Below are 19721 nucleotides of genomic sequence, written 5' to 3'. Positions count from 1 at the left end.
GGGACACTCCCGCACAACGCGCCAGCCCCGGAGGTCGCCATGAGCCCCGACAACCGAACCCCGCCGCCGCGCCCGGTGGTCAAGCGGACCGCGCGGGCGATCCTGCTGGAGCTGGACCCGGACGATCCGCACGGCCCGGCCTCGATCGTGCTGATCCGGCGGGTCCGGCCCGGGGCGCCGCACCCGTACTGGATCACCCCGGGCGGCGGGGTCGAACCCGAGGACCGCACGGTGGTCGAGGCGCTGCACCGCGAGGTGGGCGAGGAACTCGGCGGCAAGGTCGTGGACGTGGTGCCCGCCTTCGTCGACACCATCAGCCACACGCACCACGACGACGGCACCCTGCTCCACCCGCACGGGGTGAAGGTGCAGCACTTCTTCGTCTGCCGGCTGGCCTCGATGGACCTCAGCCGGCGGCACGGGCCCGAGGTGACGGACCCGAACGGCGAGTACGAGGTGGTCCGGCTGCCGTTCACCCGTGAGGGCGTGACCTCGGTGAACGTCGTCCCGCCCAGGCTGCGGGCGTACCTCGCGGCCAACATCGAGGGCATCCGCGCGCTCCTCGCTCCCGACCTCGGCTGACCACCGGGCCGCCGCCCCGGCCGCTGCCCCAGCCCTGCCCTGCCCCGGCCGCTATCCCGCCGCCAGTTCACCGACCAGGTCGTGCCGGATCCGCTCGGCCGGCAGGCCCGCCCGCAGCAGCACCCCGACTCCGCGCCGGACCATCGCGGGCGGGCCGCTGAGCACCGCCTCCCGGTCGGCCCACGGCCCGAACCGGCCCACCACCTCGGGCAGTTCACCGGTCAGCACGCCCTCGGCCGGTCCGGTGCCGGACAGCACCGGCCGTACTGTCAGCCAGGGCAGCCGCCCGGCCAGCTCGCGCAGCGCGTCCAGCTCGTACAGCTCGGCGGCGCTCCGGGCCCCGTAGAACACCTCGACGCTACCCCCGGACGCGCCCTGCTCGGCCGCCTCCTCGACCAGGGCGCGGATCGGCGCGATGCCGGTGCCGCCGCCGAGGCAGAGCAGGTCGGCGCCGGCGGTGTGGTCGACGGTCATCGAGCCGGCCGCCGGGCCCAGCCGCAGGACGTCCCCGGGGGCGGCCCGGTGCACCAGCGCGTTGCTCACCCAGCCCGCCTGGACGGCCTTGACGTGGAAGGTCAGCAGCCCGTCCGGGCGCGGTGCGGAGGCGAAGGAGTAGGGCCGCCAGACCCGCGGCCACCAGGGCGTCTCCAGGCTGCAGTACTGACCGGCCCGGAACGGGTAGGCCTGGTCCGGGCGGACGGTGAGCACCGCGACGTCCCGGGTGCGGTGCTCGTGCCGGACCACCTCGCCCTGCCACCAGGGCGGCGAGGTGCGGGCTGCCTCCTCGGCGGCCTCGATCATGAGGGTGGAGATCAGCCGGTAGGCGCGGCGCCAGGCCAGTTCGGTCTCGGCGTCCCAGCGGCTGCCCGCGTACCGGGCCAGCGCCTGCACCAGGCACTCCCCCACCGGGGCGTAGTGGCCGGTCAGGGTGCCGTAGCGGCGGTGGCCTCGGCCGAGCGCGCTCAGCCGGGTGCGCAGTGCCGCTGGGTCCTCGGCACCGCGGGCGGCGGCCAGCAGAGCGCGGAACAGCCGGTCGCGCTGGACGTCCATGGCGGCGGGGAAGAGCGAGCGGACCTCGGGGTGGTGCAGGAAGAGCAGGGCGTAGAAGTGCGCTGTGGCCCGGTCGGCGACCGGCTCGACCACCGCGAGGCTGGCCCGGATCAGCTCGATGTCCCGTGCGGTGAGCGGGAGTTCGACGCCGGAGGCGGCAGCGATCGGAACCACGCCGACCGGCGTTCCGGGCGCCGACGGCCCGGCGGCCGGTGGCGCCGGGTACGGCCCGACGGCCGGTGGCGTAGCCCAGGCTTCGCTCCAACTGTCGCCGGGGCCAGCCCAGTTGAGACTGGGGGCAGCGGTGAGCAGCGGCTGGAAGGAGGGGGCGGTGCCGGTGGTCGAGGGCGGCTCCGGGTAGCTGGGCGCGGGGACGGCCGGCGGCTCGGTGGGCGGGGGCGGCACGACCGGCGGCACGACCGGCGGCACGACCGGCGGCACGACCGGCGGCAGGTGCACCGCCGTGGGCGGCAGGTCGGGCGGGTCCGCCGGCACCGGCGGCACCTCCGGCAGGCCCGGGACGGAGGCGGCCTCCGCCGAGCCGTGCCCGGTGCGGATCAGGAGTGTTCTGCGGGACTTCACCGCAACGTTTCGAGTACCCAAGAGAATCGTTTCGCCTCCGGCCGGCCTGCGCCACCACCTGGCTTGTCTCTGCTGACGCCTAGGCAGCGTGGCACGCCCGAACTGCTCATCCGACAAATCATGTGAAGCCCGCACGCCCGGCCCGGGAACGCGCTACTCTCGCTCGATCGGCGGTCGCCCTGAGTGCCGAGCAGCACACCCAGGGCGACCCCGCCCTGCTCGGAGCGGTCCAGCTCCGGCCCGCTCAGAGCTGCCGCAGCAGCATCCCCGGCTGTTCGACACAGTCGGCCACGAACCGCAGGAAACCGCCCGCCGTCCCGCCGTCGCAGACCCGGTGGTCGAAGGTGAACGACAGCTGGGTCACCTCGCGGACCGCCAACTGCCCGCCGTGCACCCAGGGTTTGGCCACGATCCGGCCGACCCCGAGCATCGCCGCCTCGGGGTGGTTGAGGATCGGGGTGGAGCCGTCCACGCCGAACACCCCGTAGTTGTTCAACGTGAAGGTTCCGCCGGTCAGTTCGGCTGGAGTGAGCGACCCACTGCGCGCCGACTCGGTCAACCTGGCCAGCTCCTCGCCGAGTTGCTCGGTGCTGCGGGTGTGGGCGTCCCGGACCACCGGGACGACCAGTCCGCGCTCCCCCTGGGCCGCGAAGCCCAGGTGCACCGCCGAGTGCCGGACGATGCCCGAACCATCCTCGGTCACACTGGAGTTGAGCTCGGGGAAGCGCGCCAGAGCCACCGTGCAGATCCGGGCCAGCAGCGCCAGCACGCTCACCTTCGGCCCCGGCGTGGCATTCAACTGCCTTCGCAGCGACATCAGTTCGGTGGCGTCGGCGTCCACCCAGCAGGTCGCGGCGGGAATCTCCCGGTGGCTGCGGCTGAGCTTCTCGGCCACCGCCTTGCGCAGCCCGCGCAGCGGGACGACGTCGTCCCCCGGAGCCGCGACGGCCGGAGCGGCCACCACCGGAGCGGCCACCTTGGCCGCTACCGCCCGTTCGACGTCCGCCCGCATGATCAGCCCGTCCGGCCCGCTGCCGGTGAGCGCGGCCAGGTCGACCCCCTGCTCCCGGGCCAACCGCCGCACCAGCGGCGAGATCACCGGCACCACGACCGGAGCGGTCGGCGCAACCGGAGCGACCGGAACGGTCGGCGCGACGGGAGCAACCGGAGCGGTCGGCGCGACCGCGACCGCCGCCGGGGCGGCGGCCCCCACCCGGCGCCGCCGTCCACCCCTGCTCTCGGCCACCCCGTACCCGACCAGCGGCCGCTCGACCTCCGCCGACAGCGCGGCCGGAGCCTCCGGAGCGCCCTCCGGGGAACCGTCCGAACCCGCCGAGGCCACCGCGACCGTCACCAACGGCGCGCCCACGGCGATCTCCTCGCCCTCCGCGCCGTACCGCGCGGTGACCACCCCGCCGTACGGGCAGGGCACCTCCACCACGGCCTTGGCCGTCTCCACCTCCACCACCGGCTGGTCGACCGCGATCACCTCGCCGACCTCGACCATCCAGCGCACCACCTCCGCCCCGGTGAGCCCCTCACCGAGGTCGGGCAGCCGGAACTCCCGTACGACGGGCATCATCCTCAGTCCTCCCACTGCAGCCGGGCGACCGCGTCCAGGATCCGGTCCACTCCGGGCAGGTGGTGGTGCTCCAGCATCGGCGGCGGGTACGGGATGTCGAAGCCGGTGACCCGCAGCACGGGCGCGGCCAGGTGGTGGAAGCAGCGCTCGGTGATCCGGGCGGCGATCTCCGCGCCGGTGCCGCCGAAACCGCTCGCCTCGTGCACCACCACGGCGCGCCCGATCGAGCGCACCACCCGGGTGACGGTCTCGTCGTCGAAGGGCACCAGGGTGCGCAGGTCGAGCACCGCGAGCTCCCAGCCCTCGGCCCGCGCCGCCTCGGCCGCCTCCAGGCAGACCGGCAGCGAGGGGCCGTAGGTGATCAGCACGGCGGAGGTGCCGGTGCGCCGCAGTGCGGCCTTCCCGATCGGCTCGACCGGCGCGGTCGGGTCGAGGTCGGCCTTGCCCCAGTAGAGCCGCTTGGGCTCCAGGAAGACCACCGGGTCGTCGGAGGCGATCGAGGCGCGCAGCAGCCCGTAAGCGTCGGCGACCGTCCCGGGGGTGACCACGTGCAGGCCGGGGGTGCTGGCGTAGTACGCCTCGGAGGCGTCGCTGTGGTGCTCGACGCCGCCGATGCCGCCGCCGTACGGGATGCGCACGGTGATCGGCAGCGGGAGCCGGCCGGCCGTGCGGTTGCGCATCTTGGCGACGTGCGAGAACAGCTGCTCCAGCGCCGGGTAGGCGAAGGCGTCGAACTGCATCTCGACCACCGGGCGCAGCCCGTACATCGCCATGCCGATCGCGGTGCCGAGGATGCCGGCCTCGGCGAGCGGGGTGTCCAGGCAACGGTCGGCGCCGAACTCGGCGGTGAGCCCGTCGGTGATCCGGAAGACGCCGCCGAGCGCGCCGACGTCCTCACCGAGCACATGGACCGTCGGGTCCTCCCGCAGGGCGTCCCGCAGCGCGGAGTTGAGCGCCTGCGCCATGCTCAGGGTGCGGGTGGGGGTTGAGGTCGACATCAGTGCTGCACCTCGGCTTCGGCGGCCAGCTCGGCGGCCAACTGGGCTGCCTGTTCCCGCAGTTGCGGGGTCGGATCGGCGTAGACATGGGCGAACAGGGCCATCGGGTCGAGCTCCGGGTCGGCATGGAACTCGGCCCGCATCCGGGCCGCCAGCGTCTCGGCCTCGTCGGCTGCCTGCTGGACCAACTCGTCGTCCAGGATGTCGAGTTCGCGCAGGGCGCGGTCCATCAGCAGGATCGGGTCGTGCTCCCGCCAGGCCTCCACCTCGGACTCGGTGCGGTAGCGGGTGGCGTCGTCGGCGTTGGTGTGGGCCTCGATCCGGTAGGTCAGCGCCTCGACCAGGGTCGGGCCGTCGCCGGCGCGGGCGCGCTCTACCGCCTCGCTGAGCACCGAGTGCAGGGCGGGCGCGTCATTGCCGTCCACCAGCCGGCCCGGCATGCCGTAGCCGACCGCCTTGTGGGCGAGGCTGGGCGCTGCGGACTGCGCGCTGAGCGGGACGGAGATCGCGTAACCGTTGTTCTGCACCAGGAAGACCACCGGCGCCCGCAGCACGGCGGCGAAGTTCAGCGCCTCGTGGAAGTCACCCTCGCTGGTGCCGCCGTCGCCGAGCAGGGCCAGCGCGACCGCCGGCTCGCCGCGCAGCCGGGCGGCGTGGGCCAGTCCGACGGCGTGCGGGGCCTGGGTGCCGAGCGGGGTGCAGAGCGGGGCGGTCCGGCTGGCGCGGGGGTCGTAGCCGGTGTGGGCGTTGCCGCGCAGCAGGGTCAGCGCCTCCAGCGGGTCGACCCCGCGGGAGACCACCGCGAGGGTGTCGCGGTAGCTGGGGAACAGCCAGTCGCGCTCGCCGAGCACCAGGGCGGCGGCGACCTGGCAGGCCTCCTGCCCGGTGGACGCCGGGTAGACGGCGAGGCGGCCCTGCTTGGTCAGAGTGGTGGCCTGCTGGTTGTAGCGGCGGCCGACGACGAGTCGCCGGTAGAGCTCGCGCAGCAGCGCCGGGTCGTACTTCTCCAGCGCGGGGGTGCCGAGCACCCGGACGGGGGAGACGTCCGGGAGGAGCGGGGCCGGATCGGTGCGCGGGGCGGTGGCCCCGGGCATCCAGCCGGGCACTCCGGTGTGGTGTCTGTGGTCGAGAACGGTCATCTCGGGGCACCTCCATGGGTGGCGGGGGCTCCCTACCGATTGTTCGGTCGTCTGTTCACTTTGACCAGAAGCGTGACAAGGTGGTGGACATTCGGCCCGAGTGGCGGTCGACTGGTGGCAGTGTGTCCAATCGTCGAGGGTGGGGGGTCATGTCGGCTGAACAGATGTCCAGACTCGACCGGGTCGACCGGTCGATCCTGCGGCTGCTGCAGCAGGACGGCCGCGCCTCGATCCGCTCGGTGGCCGAGCGGGTGCACGTGTCCCGGGCCAATGCGTACGCCCGGATCTCCAGGATGGTCGAGGACGGCATCATCCGCGGCTTCACCGCCCGGGTGGACCACGAACGGGCAGGTCAGGGCGCGTCCGCGTACATCACCCTGAAGATCGTGCAGAACTCCTGGCGCACCGTGCGGGAGCAGCTGCTGGCGCTGCCCGGGGTCGCCCACATCGCCCTGGTCGGCGGGGACTTCGACGTCCTGCTGCTGGTGCACACCGCCGACAACCACGCCCTGCGGGAGCTGGTGCTCAACCGCATCCAGTCCATCCCGCAGGTGCTCGGCACCCAGACCATGCTGGTGTTCGAGGAGACCGACCAGGTGCCGCCGGACTAGGGTCTGTCCGGCGGATCCTGTCGGATCGGCGCGCGGCGCCCGCCTGCCGCGCCCGTACCCGGCCGCCCGCCTACCGCGCCCGCAGCCCGTCGAAGGCCAGGTGCACCACGGCGTCCGCGACCCCGTCGGCCGCCTTCAGCCCCGGCCGGTACCACTCCACGATCGAGTTGATCATCCCGAACAGCAGCCGGGTGGCCAGCCGCGGCTCCACGTCCCCGCGCAGCGAGCCGTCCGCGACGGCCGCCCGCACCAGCTCCGCCACCTGGTGGTCGAAGTCCCGGCGCCGCTCCAGCGCCCACAGCTCGGTGGCCGTGTTGCCGCGCACCCGCAGCAGCAGGGTCACGTACGGCAGCTCCGCCAGCAGCACCTCCGCGGTGCGCCGCACCACGTGCTCCAGCCGGTGCACCGCCGGGCCGGTCACCGCCGCCGGCTCGGCCAGGATCGCGAACAGCCCGTCCAGCGCCCGCCCGACGGCCAGCCGCAGCAGTTCCTCCTTGCCGCGGACGTGGTGGTAGATCGAGGACTTGGAGATCCCGGCCGCCCGGGAGAGGTCCTCCATCGAGGTGCCGTCGTATCCGCGCTCGTTGAACACGTCGACGGTCACCGCGAGCAGTGACTCGACGGTGTAGGCGGTGCGCGTGGTGTGATCGGCCATCCTCCGAGTATCCCCGGCCGCCCCGCCCGGTACGCGATCGGGTCCAGCTGGTCCACACCAGCCGGAGAGGGGACCCCCTAGACTCGGCGGACGATCGTCCACGTCCAGCAGCCTGGGGTTCGCAGCTGATGAACGCAATACCGGCAGTCTCCTCCGACGTGCCCGACCAGCGCAGCGGGCAGCCGGAGGGCTCCCCGCGCACCTGGCAGGAGCGCGCCCAGGCACTGGTGGTGCGGTTCGGCCCGGCCGTGTGGTGCTACGCGGTGCTCAAGCTGATCGGCTTCACCGTCTTCATGAAGCTGCTCTCCTTCGCCGGCGACTACGCCAAGAAGCCGGCCCGGTTCGGCGGCGGCGCCAACCCCTGGGACGTGCTGGCCAGCTGGGACGGCTGGTGGTACCAGCAGGTCGCCCAGTTCGGTTACCACCCGGCGCTGGTGCCGATCCCGGGCGGCCAGCCGGGCTTCAACATCGAGCAGAACTCGGCCGCCTTCTTCCCGCTCTATCCGGGCCTGATGCGGCTGACCTCGGACGCCACCGGCCTCGGCCTCTACGGCGCCGGGATGCTGGTCTCGGTGCTGGCCTCGCTGTTCGCCGCCGCCGGGATCTACGCCGTGGTGGAGAAGCTGTCCGGCCCCCGCGCGGGCGTGATCGCGGCCGGACTCTGGGCGATCGCGCCCGGCTCGGGCGCGGAGTGGGCGGTCTACTCGGACTCGCTGTTCGTCGCGCTGGCGGCCTGGGCCTGCTACCTGGTGATGACCAAGCAGTGGGTGGCGGCCGGGGTGGTGACCCTGGTCGCCGGGCTCAACCGGCCGACCGCGGCGGCGCTGATCGGCGCGGTCGGCCTGGCCGCGCTGGTCGAGCTGTACCGGCGGGAGAGCGGAGTGCTGCGCCCGCTGGCGGCGATGCTGCTGGCCCCGGTCGGCCTGCTGGGCTACGTGGCCTGGGTGGGCTCGCGGACCGGCGAGTGGGGCGGCTACTTCCGGCTGCAGCACGACGCCTGGCTGCACTACTTCGACGGCGGCCAGGGCACCTGGCAGGCGATCCGCGGGGTGCTGCTGGGCCGCAGCGACTACCCCTTCGCGTTCCCCGTGCCGGACCTCCTGGCCACCCTGATCGTGTTCAGCCTGCCGGTGCTGATCGTGCTGCTGGTGCGGCTGCGCCCGCCGCTGGTGCTGACCGCCTACACGCTGGCCACGATCGTCTCGGTGCTCGGCAGCCTGGGCATCTTCGGCAACGTGTCGCGCTACCTGCTGCCGGCCTTCCCACTGTTCATCGCGCTCGCGGTGGGGATGCGCAAGCTCAGCTGGCCGGTGCTGGCGACGGTGCTGGGGACGGGGGCGATCGCCTCGGGCTGGTACGCCGGGTACGTGATCTTCGAGCTCGGGGTGCCGTAGACCCGGCCCGCCGAAGGCCCCCCGGGGGCGCGTCCGACCAGGACGCGCCCCCGTCCCTTTCCCGCCCCCGCGCCCCGTCCCTTTCCCGCCCCTGCCCCGTCCGCTTCCCGCCCCCGGCGCCCCGGCCGCAATCCGTTCCCGGCACCCTCTTGAACCGACCGATCGTTCGGTTACCCTGTGACGTGTCCCGTCCTCCCCTCTGAGGAGCGCACAGATGTCCGCAGCGGTCACCCACCCCTTCGTCGGCGAGCTGGTCGAGCGCCACCAGGCCACCCTGGACGCCGCGCTCGCCGCCGCCGCGAAGCGCGACTACTGGTCCCCGTACCCCGAGTTCCCGAAGGCCTACGGCGAGAGCGGCCCGGCGGACGGCAAGGCCGCCTTCGACGCGCTGCTCGGCAAGCCTTTCGCCCTCGACAGCCACCCCGGCGACGGCGACCAGGTCGGCGGCGAGGCCTCCCCGTACGGCATCGAGCTGGGCATCACCTACCCGCACGCCGCCCCGGACGCGCTGATCGCCGCGCTGAGCGCCGCCCGGCCCGGCTGGGCCGCCGCCTCGCCGCTGCACCGCGCCGCCGTCTGCCTGGAGATCCTGCACCGGATCAACGCCCGCTCGCACGAGTTCGCCCAGGCCGTCATGCACACCACCGGCCAGGCCTACGGCATGGCCTTCCAGGCCGGCGGCCCGCACGCCCAGGACCGCGGCCTGGAGGCCGTCGCCTACGCGTACGCCGAGCAGACCCGGCTGCCCGAGCAGGCCGGCTGGACCAAGCCCCAGGGCAAGCGCGAGCCGCTGGTCATGACCAAGCAGTTCACCGTCGTCCCGCGCGGCCTCGCCCTGCTGATCGGCTGCAACACCTTCCCCACCTGGAACGGCTACCCGGGCCTGTTCGCCTCGCTGGCCACCGGCAACCCGGTGCTGGTCAAGCCGCACCCGCGGGCCGTGCTGCCGCTCGCGCTGACCGTCGCGATCGCCCGCGAGGTGCTCGCCGAGGCCGGCTTCGACGCCAACCTGGTCTGCCTGGCCGCCGAGCACGAGGGCGGCACCGTCGCCCAGTCGCTCGCCGTCCGGCCCGAGATCAAGATGATCGACTACACCGGCTCCACCGCCTTCGGCGACTGGCTGGAGGAGCACGCCAAGCAGGCCCAGGTCTACACCGAGAAGGCCGGCGTGAACGCGGTGGTGATCGACTCCACCGACGACTACAAGGGCATGCTGGGCAACCTGGCCTTCGCGCTCTCCCTCTACACCGGCCAGATGTGCACCACCCCGCAGAACCTGCTGATCCCGCGCGGCGGCATCGGCACCGACCAGGGCGACAAGTCCTTCGACCAGGTGGTCACCGACCTCGCCGCCGCCATCGAGGGCCTGCTCTCCGACGACGCCCGGGCCGCCGCCATCCTCGGTGCCGTGGTCAACCCGGGCGTGCTGCAGCGCTCGGCCGCCGCGGCCGGCGGCGAGTACGGCGAACTCGCCCTCGCCCCGCGCGCGGTGGTCTCGCCTGACTTCCCCGGCGCGACCCTGCGCACCCCGGCGCTGGTCAAGCTGGACGCCGACAAGCCCGACGACCGCTCGGTCTTCCGCAGCGAGTGCTTCGGCCCGGTCACCTTCGCCGTCGCCGTCGAGTCCACCCCCGCCGCCGTGGAACTGCTGCGCACCACGGTCCGCGAGAAGGGCGCCATGACGGCCTCCGGCTACACCACCTCCCCCGCGGTGGAGGCCCTGCTGGTCGAGGCCGCGCTGGACTCGGGCGTCTCGCTGTCGCTCAACCTCACCGGCGGCGTCTACCCCAACCAGACCGCCGCCTTCTCCGACCTGCACGGCACCGGCGCCAACCCGGCCGCCAACTCGGCCTACTGCGACGGCGCCTTCGTCGCCAACCGGTTCCGCACCGTGGAGATCCGCCGCCACGGCTGAGCCGGCCCGACCCCTCGAACCCCCCGTGTCCCCCGGCGGCCGACGGCCACCGGGGGACCGGCGGTTCACAGCTCCAGCCGCGCCCGCGATGATGGAGGCTGGGAGAGCGCCGGAAACGGCGTCCAACCGCCCTCCGAACAACGGGAGCTGATACATGGCCGTGAAGCCGACGACCGAAACCGACGTCATCATCGTCGGCGCCGGACCGACCGGACTGCTGCTGGCCGGCGACCTCGCCGCCGCCGGGGTCGGCGTCACCGTCCTGGAGAAGCGCACCAACGAGTCGAACCTCACCCGTGCCTTCGCCGTGCACGCCCGCACCCTGGAACTGCTGGACGCCCGGGGCATCGCCGAGGAAGTCATCGCCACCGGCCGCCCGCTCAGCGGGCTGAGGATGCTGAACAAGGTCGGCATCGACCTCAGCACCCTGCCCAGCCGCTTCCCGTTCGTCCTGATCACCCCGCAGTACCACGTCGAACGGGTGCTCCAGGAACGGGCCGTACGGGCCGGCGCCACCATCCTGCGCGGCGCCGAGGTCACCGGACTGCGCCAGGACGCCGAGGGCGTCACCCTGGAGACCGGCGACGGCCGGACGCACCGGGCCCGCTACGCCGTCGGCACCGACGGCGTCCGCTCCGCCGTCCGCGAACTGCTCGGCATCCCCTTCCCCGGCGAGTCCGTGGTCGACTCGGTGGTACTGGCCGACGTCCGGCTGGAGCGGGAGCCCGCCGACGCGATCGCCGTGGGCGCCAACAAGAGCGGCTTCTCCTTCATCGCCCCGTTCGGCGACGGCTGGTACCGGGTCATCGCCTGGGACCGCAACGAGCAGCACCCGGACGGCACCACGCCCACCCCCGAGCAGCTCACCGCGATCGTCCGGGCCACCCAGGGCGAGGACTTCGGCCTGCACGACGTGCGGTGGAGCTCGACCTTCCACAGCGACGAGCGGCAGGCCCCCAACTACCGCTCCGGCCGGGTCTTCCTGGCCGGCGACGCCGCCCACTGCCACTCCCCGGCCGGCGGCCAGGGCATGAACACCGGCCTCCAGGACGCCGCCAACCTCTCCTGGAAGCTCGCCGCCGCCCTCCGCGGCGGGGCCGGCGACGCGCTGCTGGACACCTACCAGAGCGAGCGGCACCCGGTCGGCAAGGCGGTGCTGCGCACCTCCGGCGCGCTGATCCGGATCGCCCTCGCCGAGTCCGCCCCCACCCGTGCCCTGCGCGGAGCGCTCACCGCGATCGGCGGCCACCTGGACCTGCTCACCGAGCGCGGCGCCCGGATGGTCTCCGGCATCGAGATCTCCTACCCGGCCCCCAAGGGCGCCCACCCGCAGGTCGGCAAGCGCGTACCGGACCTTCGGCTGACCGCCCTCAGCAAGCCCGCCGAGGGCGCCCCGGCCGGCCCCGAGCGGCTCTACGAGGCGCTGCGCGCCGGGAAGTTCGTCCTGGTCAGCAATGACGAGCTGGCCGCCACCGGGCCCTGGGCGGACCACCTGGTCTGCGCCGCCCCGGCCGACCCGCACGGCAAGCTCGCCGACACCGTCCTGCTGATCCGCCCGGACGGCTACGTCGCCTGGGGCGCCGTCGACCCGGGCCAGGGCGAACTGCGCGAGGCCCTCACCAGCTGGCTGGGCGCCCCCGCCGACGCCTGACCCGCCCGCTCGTCCCCGCGTTCCGCCAGGGGCGCGGGGACGGCCCGCCCGCCGACCAGTCGTCGTTCGGTCGTCCGTGAGGGCGTTTCTTCGAACTCCCGTCTGCGGGGCGACGCCGACGCTTCGTTCGGTCGTCCGTTAACCCCGCGCCTTCACGTAGTGCCGCGCCGCCTTCGCCCGGTTCCCGCAGACCGCCATCCGGCACCACCGCCGGCGCCCGTTCTGCGAGGCGTCGAAGAAATGCAGAATGCACGCCTCGTGTGCGCACTGCTTCACCCGGTGGGCGCCCTGCCCGAGCAGCCCGAGGAAGTCGTCCGCCGCCAGCCAGGGCGCCAGCCACTCCGGCCGGTCGACCTCGACCCGCTCCTCGGCCCCGCCCGGCCCGGCCGTCCGCCGGATCCGCCCGTGCGCCAGCACCGCGTCCAGCCCGCTCCGCCCGGCCGCGCCCAACTCGCCTTGCTCGCGTGCCTCCTGGGCGGCGAGCAGGATCGCCTCGCGGGCCTGCCGGATCGCCGTCAGCCCGGCCTCGTCAGCCGTGCAGCGCCCGCTCAGCCCGTTGCTGGAGAGCCAGATCCCGTACTGCTCGACATCGGTGAGCGCGTCGTTGACGGGTGTGCCGGCCCAACGGGTGTTGAGCAGGTCGAGCGCCAGCGGCTCGCCGATCAGCGGCCGGTGGTCCCTCGGGTCCGGCGTCACGTCAGTCATGGCCCTCCCTCGGCTCGGTCCGATTCTACGGCCGGTCCCGGCGCGGCGAATCGGTATGGACCGTCACCGGAATTCCGGCCATTCACTGTATGGAATCCCCCGCTTTCCACGCCTCCACAGTTGACTGTTTTTTAGCAACCAATTGCCCGTCCATGATCCAAAGCACCGATCCGCTCTGACATGTTCTAGCCAGCGTTCCCGAACCCCTCGGAACGCCTTGCCCCTTGCCGGCTCCCCACAGCCGGCCGGAGGAGGATCCGTGCGCCCCCGTTCCCTCGCCCTCGCCGCGGCGATAGCCGTCCTGCCGCTGACCGCCGTCTCGCTCGGCGTCTCCACCGCGCAGGCCGCCACCCCCCACGCGGCCCCGCGCGTCGCCCTGCCGAACACCGTGAACCCCGCGGTGGCCCACGCGGAGAAGAAGGGTGACGTCCCGGCCGAGCAGCAGATCTCGGTGGCCGTCAGCCTCAAGCTGCGCAACGCCGACCAGCTGGACCGCTTCCTCACCGCGGTCACCACGCCCGGCACGCCGGAGTTCGGCAAGTACCTGACGCCGGAGCAGTTCAGCGCGCAGTTCGCGCCCACCCAGCAGGCCGTCGACCAGGTCAAGGCCTACCTGACCGCCCAGGGCCTGACCGTGGGCGACATCAGCGCCAACCGCCAGGTGGTCAACGCCCACGGCACCGCCGCGCAGATCTCGCAGGCCTTCGGCACCCACGAGAGCGCCTACGTCGACCCGCAGCAGCAGCGCACCTTCTTCGCCAACGACGACGCCGCCTCGATCCCCGCCGAACTGGCCTCCGTGGTCCAGGGCCTGAGCGGCCTGGACAACCACGCGGTGCGCAAGGGCCGGATCGCCACGCCGAACTCGGTGACGCCGAACGCCGCCACCGCCACCCCGAACGGCATGGCCCCGGCCCAGTACCGGGGCGCCTACAACCTGGACAAGACCGGCGCCGACGGCACCGGCACCACGGTCGCCCTCTGGGAGTTCGACGGCTACAAGTCCTCGGACCTGACCACCTACGACTCGCAGTACGGCCTGACCGGCCCGGCCGTCTCCACCGTCGCGGTGGACGGCGCGAACTACGACTCCTCGCCCGGCCAGGGCGAGGGCGAGGTCGAGCTGGACAGCGAGATCGTCCGCGGCGCGGCCCCCAAGGCCACCCAGCTGCTCTACGAGGCCCCCAACAGCGACCAGGGCGAGATCGACATGGCCAACAAGATCGTGGCCGACAACAAGGTCTCGGTCATCTCGATCTCCTGGGGCACCTGCGAGCCGGACACCACCGCCGCCTCGATGACCGCCGTCGACAACGCCTTCAAGCAGGCCGCCGCCCAGGGCATCTCGGTGTTCTCCGCCTCCGGGGACGACGGCTCGCGCGACTGCACCCGCTCGGCCAGCGGTTCGGGCGTCACCTCGGTCGACTTCCCGGCCTCCAGCCCGCACCAGACCGGCGTCGGCGGCACCAACCTCCAGGTCACCGGCAGCAACGGCTACTCCTCGGAGAGCGCCTGGAGCACCGCCGGCGGCGGCGTCTCCACCGTGTTCGCCAAGCCCAGCTGGCAGACCGGCACCGGCGTCAACGGCACCATGCGCACCGTCCCGGACGTCGCCTCCAACGCCGACCCGCAGAGCGGCTTCGCGATCTACACCGGCGGTGGCTGGAACGTCTACGGCGGCACCAGCGCGGCCGCGCCGCTGTGGGCCGGCTACGCAGCCCAGTTCAACCAGAAGGCCAAGGCCGCCGGGCAGCCCGCCCTCGGTGAGGCGAGCCCGAAGCTGTACGCGGTCGCGAACAGCGCCGGCTACGGCAGCGCCTTCCACGACGTGACCAGCGGCGCCAACCAGGACTTCGCCACCAAGACCGGCTACGACCAGGTCACCGGCTGGGGCAGCCCGGTCGCCGACGCCCTCACCACCGCCCTGCTCGGCGGCAGCACCGGCGGAAGCACCGGCGGCACCACCCCGCCGCCCGCCGGCGGCTGCACCGCCGCCCAGCTGATCGGCAACGGCGGCTTCGAGAGCGGCACCGCCGCCCCCTGGACGGCCTCCGGCAGCGTGCTGGACAACAGCTCCTCCGAGCCGGCCCACTCGGGCAGCTGGAAGGCCTGGCTGGACGGCTACGGCACCACCCACACCGACACCCTGTCGCAGACCGTCACGGTCCCGGCCGGCTGCGCCTCCGCGACCCTCACCTTCGCGCTGCACATCGACACCGCGGAGACCGGCGCCACCGCGTACGACAAGCTGACCCTGAAGGCCGGCAACACCACGCTGAAGACCTGGTCCAACGCGGACGCGGCCGCCGGCTACGTGCAGCAGACCCTGGACCTGACCTCCTTCGCCGGCCAGACCGTGACCCTCACGTTCACCGGCACCGAGGACGGCTCCAACCAGACCAGCTTCGTGATCGACGACGTCGCGCTGAACGTCAAGTGATCACCATCCGGTAGCACCACCCAGTCCCCCGCCGGGGCGGCGCCGACACGGCCCGCCCCGGCGGTGTCCGTTCCGCCCGGTTCGCCACCCTTCCGGGGCTCGCGTTCCGGCCGTGTTTCCACACTGTTTCAAGATCGCTAACCATCCGGTTCACCTGCCGTGACCACTGTCATACGCGCGACTGATGACGTAGCCTCTCGACCGTGCATAGGGTTCCCCAAAGCTCGGTGAAGCTGCTGGCGGCGCGCCCCGGCGCCGGTCCGGCGCCACCGCACTCACCTGGCGGGGAGGGTCACCGCATGGCCGCACAGCAACCTCAGGACGCCGCGCGGTTGCGGCTGGTCGGATCGCATACGGAGCGTCCCGACCCGCCCGCCCCGGCGCCCCCCACGAACCCCGCCCCGCCGACCCCCGCGCCGTCCGCCGGCCGCCCCGCCCCGGCCGGCGGCTTCGCGGACGCCCTGCACCTGGCGATCGAGGCCAGCGGCCTCAGCCTGGACCGGATCCGCGCCGCCCTGGCCCAACGCGGCGTCAGGGTCAGCGTCACGACGCTGAGTTACTGGCGCCGCGGCCGCAGCCAGCCCGAGCGGGCCAGCTCGCTGCGCGCCGTCCACCTGCTGGAGGAACTGCTCGGCCTGCCGCACAGCTCGCTCTCCTCGCTGCTCGGCCCGCCCCGCCCGCGCGGCCGCTGGGCCGCCGCCGCCAACACCCTCCACCTCGGACTGGAGGACGTCTGGCCGGGCGAGCAGGAGATCGCCTCGATCTTCGCCGAGCTGGACGCCCCGCCGGCCGGCGAGCTGGAGCGGCTCAGCATCCACGACTCGTACTACGTGGACGCCGAGCGGCGCGCCAACCTGCTGCGGATGCGCCAGGTGGTGCGCGCGACCGTCGGCGGCGTCGGCCGCTGCCTGGTCGTGCACAAGGCCGACGAGGAGGCCACCGGCTGCCCGGAGATCACCTCGGTGCGGCACGGCCGGCTCGGCCGGGTCCGCCGCCGCCCGGAGGTCGGGCTGACCGTCGCCGAGCTGATGCTGGACCGCCCGCTCGGGCACGGCGACAGCACGGTCTTCGAGTACGAGGTGGAGATCCCGCCGGGCGGCCCGACCATGGAGTACAGCCGCCGCTTCGCCACCACGGTGCGCGAGTACGTGCTCCAGGTGCACTTCGACCCGGCGGCCGTCCCGGTGCACTGCGAGCGCTACGACCGCGAGCCCGGCGCCGACGTCGACCACCGCCGCGAGCAGCTGTGGATCGGCGCCTCGGCGAGCGCCCACGTCCTGGCCCCGGACCAGCAGCCGGGCCACATCGGCATCCGCTGGGAATGGCCGTAGCGCCACCCCCTCCCCGAGCCCCAGGAGCCCCGTCGGACCACCGGTCCGGCGGGGCTCCCGCGTTCCCCCGACCCCTTCCCTCGCTCCCTTCACCTAACCCCTTCATGCCCACATACCGGTTGACGCTCCATCACCTAACCTTTAATCTCATGAACATCGGTTAGGCAAGAGCCTCGCCGGAAGCCCCAGACCCGGGAGTGACCAGGCATGTCCAGCACCACCGCGCTCCGCACCCTGCAGACCGGCCACGTGGGCCTGAACGTCACCGACCTGAGCCGCTCGACCGACTTCTACCGCGCCGTCCTCGGTCTCCAGCTCACCCACCAGGGCACCGACCCCGAGCGCCGCTTCGCCATGCTCGGCCGCGACGGCCGCCTGGTGCTCACCCTCTGGCAGCAGAGCGCCGGCACCTTCTCCACCGCCACCCCCGGCCTGCACCACCTCTCCTTCGAGGTGGAGACCCTCGACGAGGTCCGCGCCACCGAGGAACTGCTGCGCGGACTGGGCGCCGAGTTCGCCTACGACGGCGTCGTCCCGCACGCCGAGGGCTCCACCTCCGGCGGCATCTTCTTCAGCGACCCGGACGGCATCCGTCTGGAGGTCTACACCCGCACCGGAGTCGACGAGACCGCCGCCCAAGCCCCCCACGCCTCCGCCCCCACCTGCGGATTCTTCTAAGGCCACGCCATGACCAGCACCGCCACCCCCTACCACCCCGGCGAGCGGACCGCCCAGGCCCGCGCCGGAGCGACCGACCGCGCCGACCACGCCGGCCGCTCGATCCGCGACACCGTCCCGGCGGTGGCCGCCCGCTTCCTCACCGAGCGGCGGATGCTGGTGGTCGGCGCCGCCGACCCGGACGGCCGGGTCTGGGCCACCCAGCTGTCCGGCCCGGCCGGCTTCCTGCGGGCCCCCGACGAACGCACCATGACGGTCGCCACCCGCCCGGCCGAGGCCGATCCGCTGGCCGAGGCGCTGGCCCGCCCGGCGCAGCTGGGCACCATCGCCCTGGACCCGGCCGGTCGGCGCCGGATGCGGCTCAACGGCCGCTCGGCCCCGGACGGCCGGGGCGGGCTGGTGGTCCACTCCGAGGAGGTGGTGTCCAACTGCCCCAAGTACATCCAGCGCCGCACCCCGCTGGACCGCCCGGGCGCCGGCGCGCCCCGCACGGTCGCCTCGGGACCGGTGCTCTCGACCGCGCAGCGGCTGGCCGCGGGCACCGCCGACACCTTCTTCATCGCCACCACCGGCCCGGACGGCCGGGTGGACGCCTCGCACCGCGGCGGCTTCCCCGGCTTCCTGGAGGCGGTGGCACCGGACCGGCTGCGCTGGCCCGAGTACCGGGGCAACAGCATGTTCCTGACCCTCGGGAACCTGGAGCTGGACCCGCGGGCCGGGCTGCTGCTGCCCGACTGGGAGACCGGCGGGGCGCTGCTGGTCACCGGCGAGGCCCGCACCGACTGGTCCGAGGAGGCCCGGCAGTCCGCCCCCGGCGCCGAGCGGATGGTCGAACTGACCGTCACCGGCGTCCGCGAGCTCGCCGACGCCACCCCGCTGACCTGGACCGATCCCGAGTACTCGCCCGCCAACCCGCGCTGACGCCGACTCAGCGTCCGTACCGGCCCGGCCAGGGGTCCTGGGGGTGCCCCCGGCCGAAGGACGGGAGAGACCCCTCACCCGTCCGGCTCAATCCACCGCGCCGCACCCCGCCCGCTTTGGGACTTTGGTCCCCACAACACGCGGTCGGCCCGGGAAGGCCGTTCCTGTCCCGCCGTCAGGCGTCGACCAGGAAGGACCGCAGGAAAAGAGGCGGAGCATGACCCTCACCGACCCACTGATGGAGTTCGACGAGGTCGACCCGGACGAGGACTGCATATGCGGGGGCTGCAACGCCCGCCGCCGCGCCCGGCTGCACGCCGCGCCGGTCCACGAGGGCGGCCATGCCGCGGCCCGCTCCGTCCGCCGCCGGGCCGCCGTCCTGATGGCCGCCGTGGGCACCGCGATCGGCGGCGGCACCGCCGCCGCGGCCCCCGCGCCCGGCCCCACCCCGGGCGGCAGCAGCACCAGCCAGCCCCCGCGGACCCCCCAGGGCGAGGTCAGCGGCCTCTACGGCGGCGACGCCCCCGGCGCCCGCTCCTTCGCCGCCCCCCGGCTCGCCGCCCAGCCCGTCACCCGGGCCCAGATCGTCCAGCGCGCCCAGGCATGGGTCGACCAGGCCGTGCCGTACAGCATGGGCCGCTACTGGTCGGACGGCTACCGCCAGGACTGCTCCGGCTTCGTCTCGATGGCCTGGGGCCTCGGCAGCAACCAGACCACCTGGACCCTGCCGAACTTCGCCGAACGGATCAACCGGAACGACCTCCAGCCCGGCGACGTGCTGATCTACAACAACCCGGCCAACCCCCAGGCCGGTTCGCACGTGACGATCTTCGCCGGCTGGACGGACTCCTCCCGCACCAGGTACCTCGCCTACGAGCAGACCTCCCCCGGCACCAAGAAGCGCGCCACCCCGTACGCCTACTGGAACAACTCCGGCTCCTACGTCCCCTACCGCTACACCGGCCTGTCCGGCGGCAGCAGCGACGGCGCCCCCTCCGGCAACGCCTTCCCCGGCGCGGACAAGTTCGGCCCCGGCGCCGACAACGCGTACGTCACCAGGCTCGGCCAGATGCTGGTCCAGCGCGGCGGCGCCCGCTTCTACACCACCGGCCCCGGCCCCCGGTGGGGCGAAGCCGACCGCAAGGCCACCCAGGCCTTCCAACTCGCCCAGGGCTGGCGCGGCAGCGAGGCCGACGGCCTCCCGGGCAAGGACACCTGGGACTTCCTGGTCAACAACAAGGGCCGCGACATCGGCGCCGGCACCCCCCTGCCGCCCCCGCCGCCCACCGGCCCCCCGGCCTTCCCCGGCACCCGGTACTTCGCCCCCGGCCAGAGCAACGACCACGTCCGCCAACTCGGCGAACAGCTGGTCCGCAAGGGCTTCGGCGGCTCCTACACCACCGGCCCCGGCCCCCGGTGGGGCGAAGCCGACCGCAAGGCCACCCAGGCCTTCCAACTCGCCCAGGGCTGGCGCGGCAGCGAGGCCG

At 73.7% G+C, this 19721-nt stretch carries 16 protein-coding genes; 10 read left to right on the top strand and 6 right to left on the bottom strand.

Annotation, left to right across the window (positions count from 1 at the left end; translation table 11 throughout):
* The first annotated feature begins 39 nt into the window (after window positions 1–39).
* Window positions 40–582 (top strand): NUDIX domain-containing protein, encoded by a 543-nt coding sequence (locus ACFWIS_RS12175; protein WP_380452474.1) that lies wholly within the window; start codon window positions 40–42, stop codon window positions 580–582.
* A 51-nt stretch (window positions 583–633) separates the two neighbouring features.
* Here ACFWIS_RS12175 and ACFWIS_RS12170 read toward each other — a convergent pair whose 3' ends face one another.
* The 4 genes from ACFWIS_RS12170 to pdhA form a co-directional block, all read right to left on the bottom strand.
* A complete protein-coding gene (locus ACFWIS_RS12170; protein WP_380452472.1) occupies window positions 634–2214 on the bottom strand; it encodes a globin domain-containing protein in 1581 nt (526 codons plus the stop codon).
* Window positions 2215–2458: 244 nt separating this feature from the next.
* Window positions 2459–3793 (bottom strand): dihydrolipoamide acetyltransferase family protein, encoded by a 1335-nt coding sequence (locus ACFWIS_RS12165; RefSeq protein WP_380452647.1) that lies wholly within the window; start codon window positions 3791–3793, stop codon window positions 2459–2461.
* A 5-nt stretch (window positions 3794–3798) separates the two neighbouring features.
* Window positions 3799–4794 carry an alpha-ketoacid dehydrogenase subunit beta gene (locus ACFWIS_RS12160; RefSeq protein ID WP_380452470.1) on the bottom strand — a complete coding sequence of 332 codons (996 nt, stop codon included), beginning with the start codon at window positions 4792–4794 and terminating at the stop codon, window positions 3799–3801.
* The gene (pdhA, locus tag ACFWIS_RS12155; protein ID WP_380452468.1) at window positions 4794–5933 is read right to left on the bottom strand and encodes a pyruvate dehydrogenase (acetyl-transferring) E1 component subunit alpha; all 1140 of its coding nucleotides are present in this window, start codon (window positions 5931–5933) and stop codon (window positions 4794–4796) included. Before pdhA ends, ACFWIS_RS12160 begins: the two co-directional genes overlap by 1 nt.
* A 164-nt stretch (window positions 5934–6097) precedes the next feature.
* Here pdhA and ACFWIS_RS12150 point away from each other — a divergent pair, with 164 nt between their 5' ends.
* Window positions 6098–6544: an Lrp/AsnC family transcriptional regulator gene (locus tag ACFWIS_RS12150; RefSeq protein ID WP_188305817.1), complete on the top strand. Its 447-nt coding sequence runs from the start codon at window positions 6098–6100 to the stop codon at window positions 6542–6544.
* Between the two features lie 70 nt (window positions 6545–6614).
* On the opposite strand, the gene ACFWIS_RS12145 is transcribed toward ACFWIS_RS12150, so the two are convergent.
* Window positions 6615–7199: a TetR/AcrR family transcriptional regulator gene (locus tag ACFWIS_RS12145; RefSeq protein WP_380452465.1), complete on the bottom strand. Its 585-nt coding sequence runs from the start codon at window positions 7197–7199 to the stop codon at window positions 6615–6617.
* A gap of 128 nt (window positions 7200–7327) precedes the next feature.
* On the opposite strand from ACFWIS_RS12145, the gene ACFWIS_RS12140 reads away from it, so the two are divergent.
* The 3 genes from ACFWIS_RS12140 to ACFWIS_RS12130 all read left to right on the top strand — a co-directional run bounded on the left by ACFWIS_RS12140 (window position 7328) and on the right by ACFWIS_RS12130 (window position 12159).
* Window positions 7328–8593 (top strand): hypothetical protein, encoded by a 1266-nt coding sequence (locus tag ACFWIS_RS12140; protein WP_380452463.1) that lies wholly within the window; start codon window positions 7328–7330, stop codon window positions 8591–8593.
* Window positions 8594–8807: 214 nt separating this feature from the next.
* Complete coding sequence (gene paaN / locus ACFWIS_RS12135; RefSeq protein WP_380452461.1) at window positions 8808–10508, top strand: phenylacetic acid degradation protein PaaN; 1701 nt, start codon at window positions 8808–8810, stop codon at window positions 10506–10508.
* A 154-nt stretch (window positions 10509–10662) separates the two neighbouring features.
* Complete coding sequence (locus ACFWIS_RS12130) at window positions 10663–12159, top strand: FAD-dependent monooxygenase (RefSeq protein ID WP_380452459.1); 1497 nt, start codon at window positions 10663–10665, stop codon at window positions 12157–12159.
* Window positions 12160–12297: 138 nt separating this feature from the next.
* Here ACFWIS_RS12130 and ACFWIS_RS12125 read toward each other — a convergent pair whose 3' ends face one another.
* Window positions 12298–12864, bottom strand: coding sequence for a CGNR zinc finger domain-containing protein (locus ACFWIS_RS12125; protein ID WP_380452457.1), 567 nt, complete (start codon window positions 12862–12864; stop codon window positions 12298–12300).
* Between the two features lie 259 nt (window positions 12865–13123).
* Here ACFWIS_RS12125 and ACFWIS_RS12120 point away from each other — a divergent pair, with 259 nt between their 5' ends.
* From ACFWIS_RS12120 to ACFWIS_RS12100, 5 genes are all read left to right on the top strand, one after another.
* Window positions 13124–15304 (top strand): protease pro-enzyme activation domain-containing protein, encoded by a 2181-nt coding sequence (locus tag ACFWIS_RS12120; protein ID WP_380452456.1) that lies wholly within the window; start codon window positions 13124–13126, stop codon window positions 15302–15304.
* Window positions 15305–15603: 299 nt separating this feature from the next.
* Window positions 15604–16635, top strand: a complete 1032-nt coding sequence (locus ACFWIS_RS12115) for an XRE family transcriptional regulator (protein WP_380452455.1) — start codon at window positions 15604–15606, stop codon at window positions 16633–16635.
* A 207-nt stretch (window positions 16636–16842) separates the two neighbouring features.
* Entirely contained in the window at window positions 16843–17313 is a 471-nt protein-coding gene (locus ACFWIS_RS12110; RefSeq protein WP_380452453.1) for a VOC family protein, read from the top strand.
* A 9-nt stretch (window positions 17314–17322) separates the two neighbouring features.
* Window positions 17323–18234 carry a pyridoxamine 5'-phosphate oxidase family protein gene (locus tag ACFWIS_RS12105; protein ID WP_380452451.1) on the top strand — a complete coding sequence of 304 codons (912 nt, stop codon included), beginning with the start codon at window positions 17323–17325 and terminating at the stop codon, window positions 18232–18234.
* Window positions 18235–18451: 217 nt separating this feature from the next.
* A partial coding sequence (locus tag ACFWIS_RS12100; protein WP_380452450.1) for a peptidoglycan-binding protein occupies window positions 18452–19721 on the top strand: 1270 nt, incomplete at its 3' end.

The organism is Kitasatospora sp. NPDC127060, from assembly GCF_042724935.1.
Taxonomy (GTDB): Bacteria; Actinomycetota; Actinomycetes; order Streptomycetales; family Streptomycetaceae; genus Kitasatospora.
Note: the sequence above shows the minus strand (reverse complement) of the source record. Positions and strands in the feature narration are given on the sequence as shown.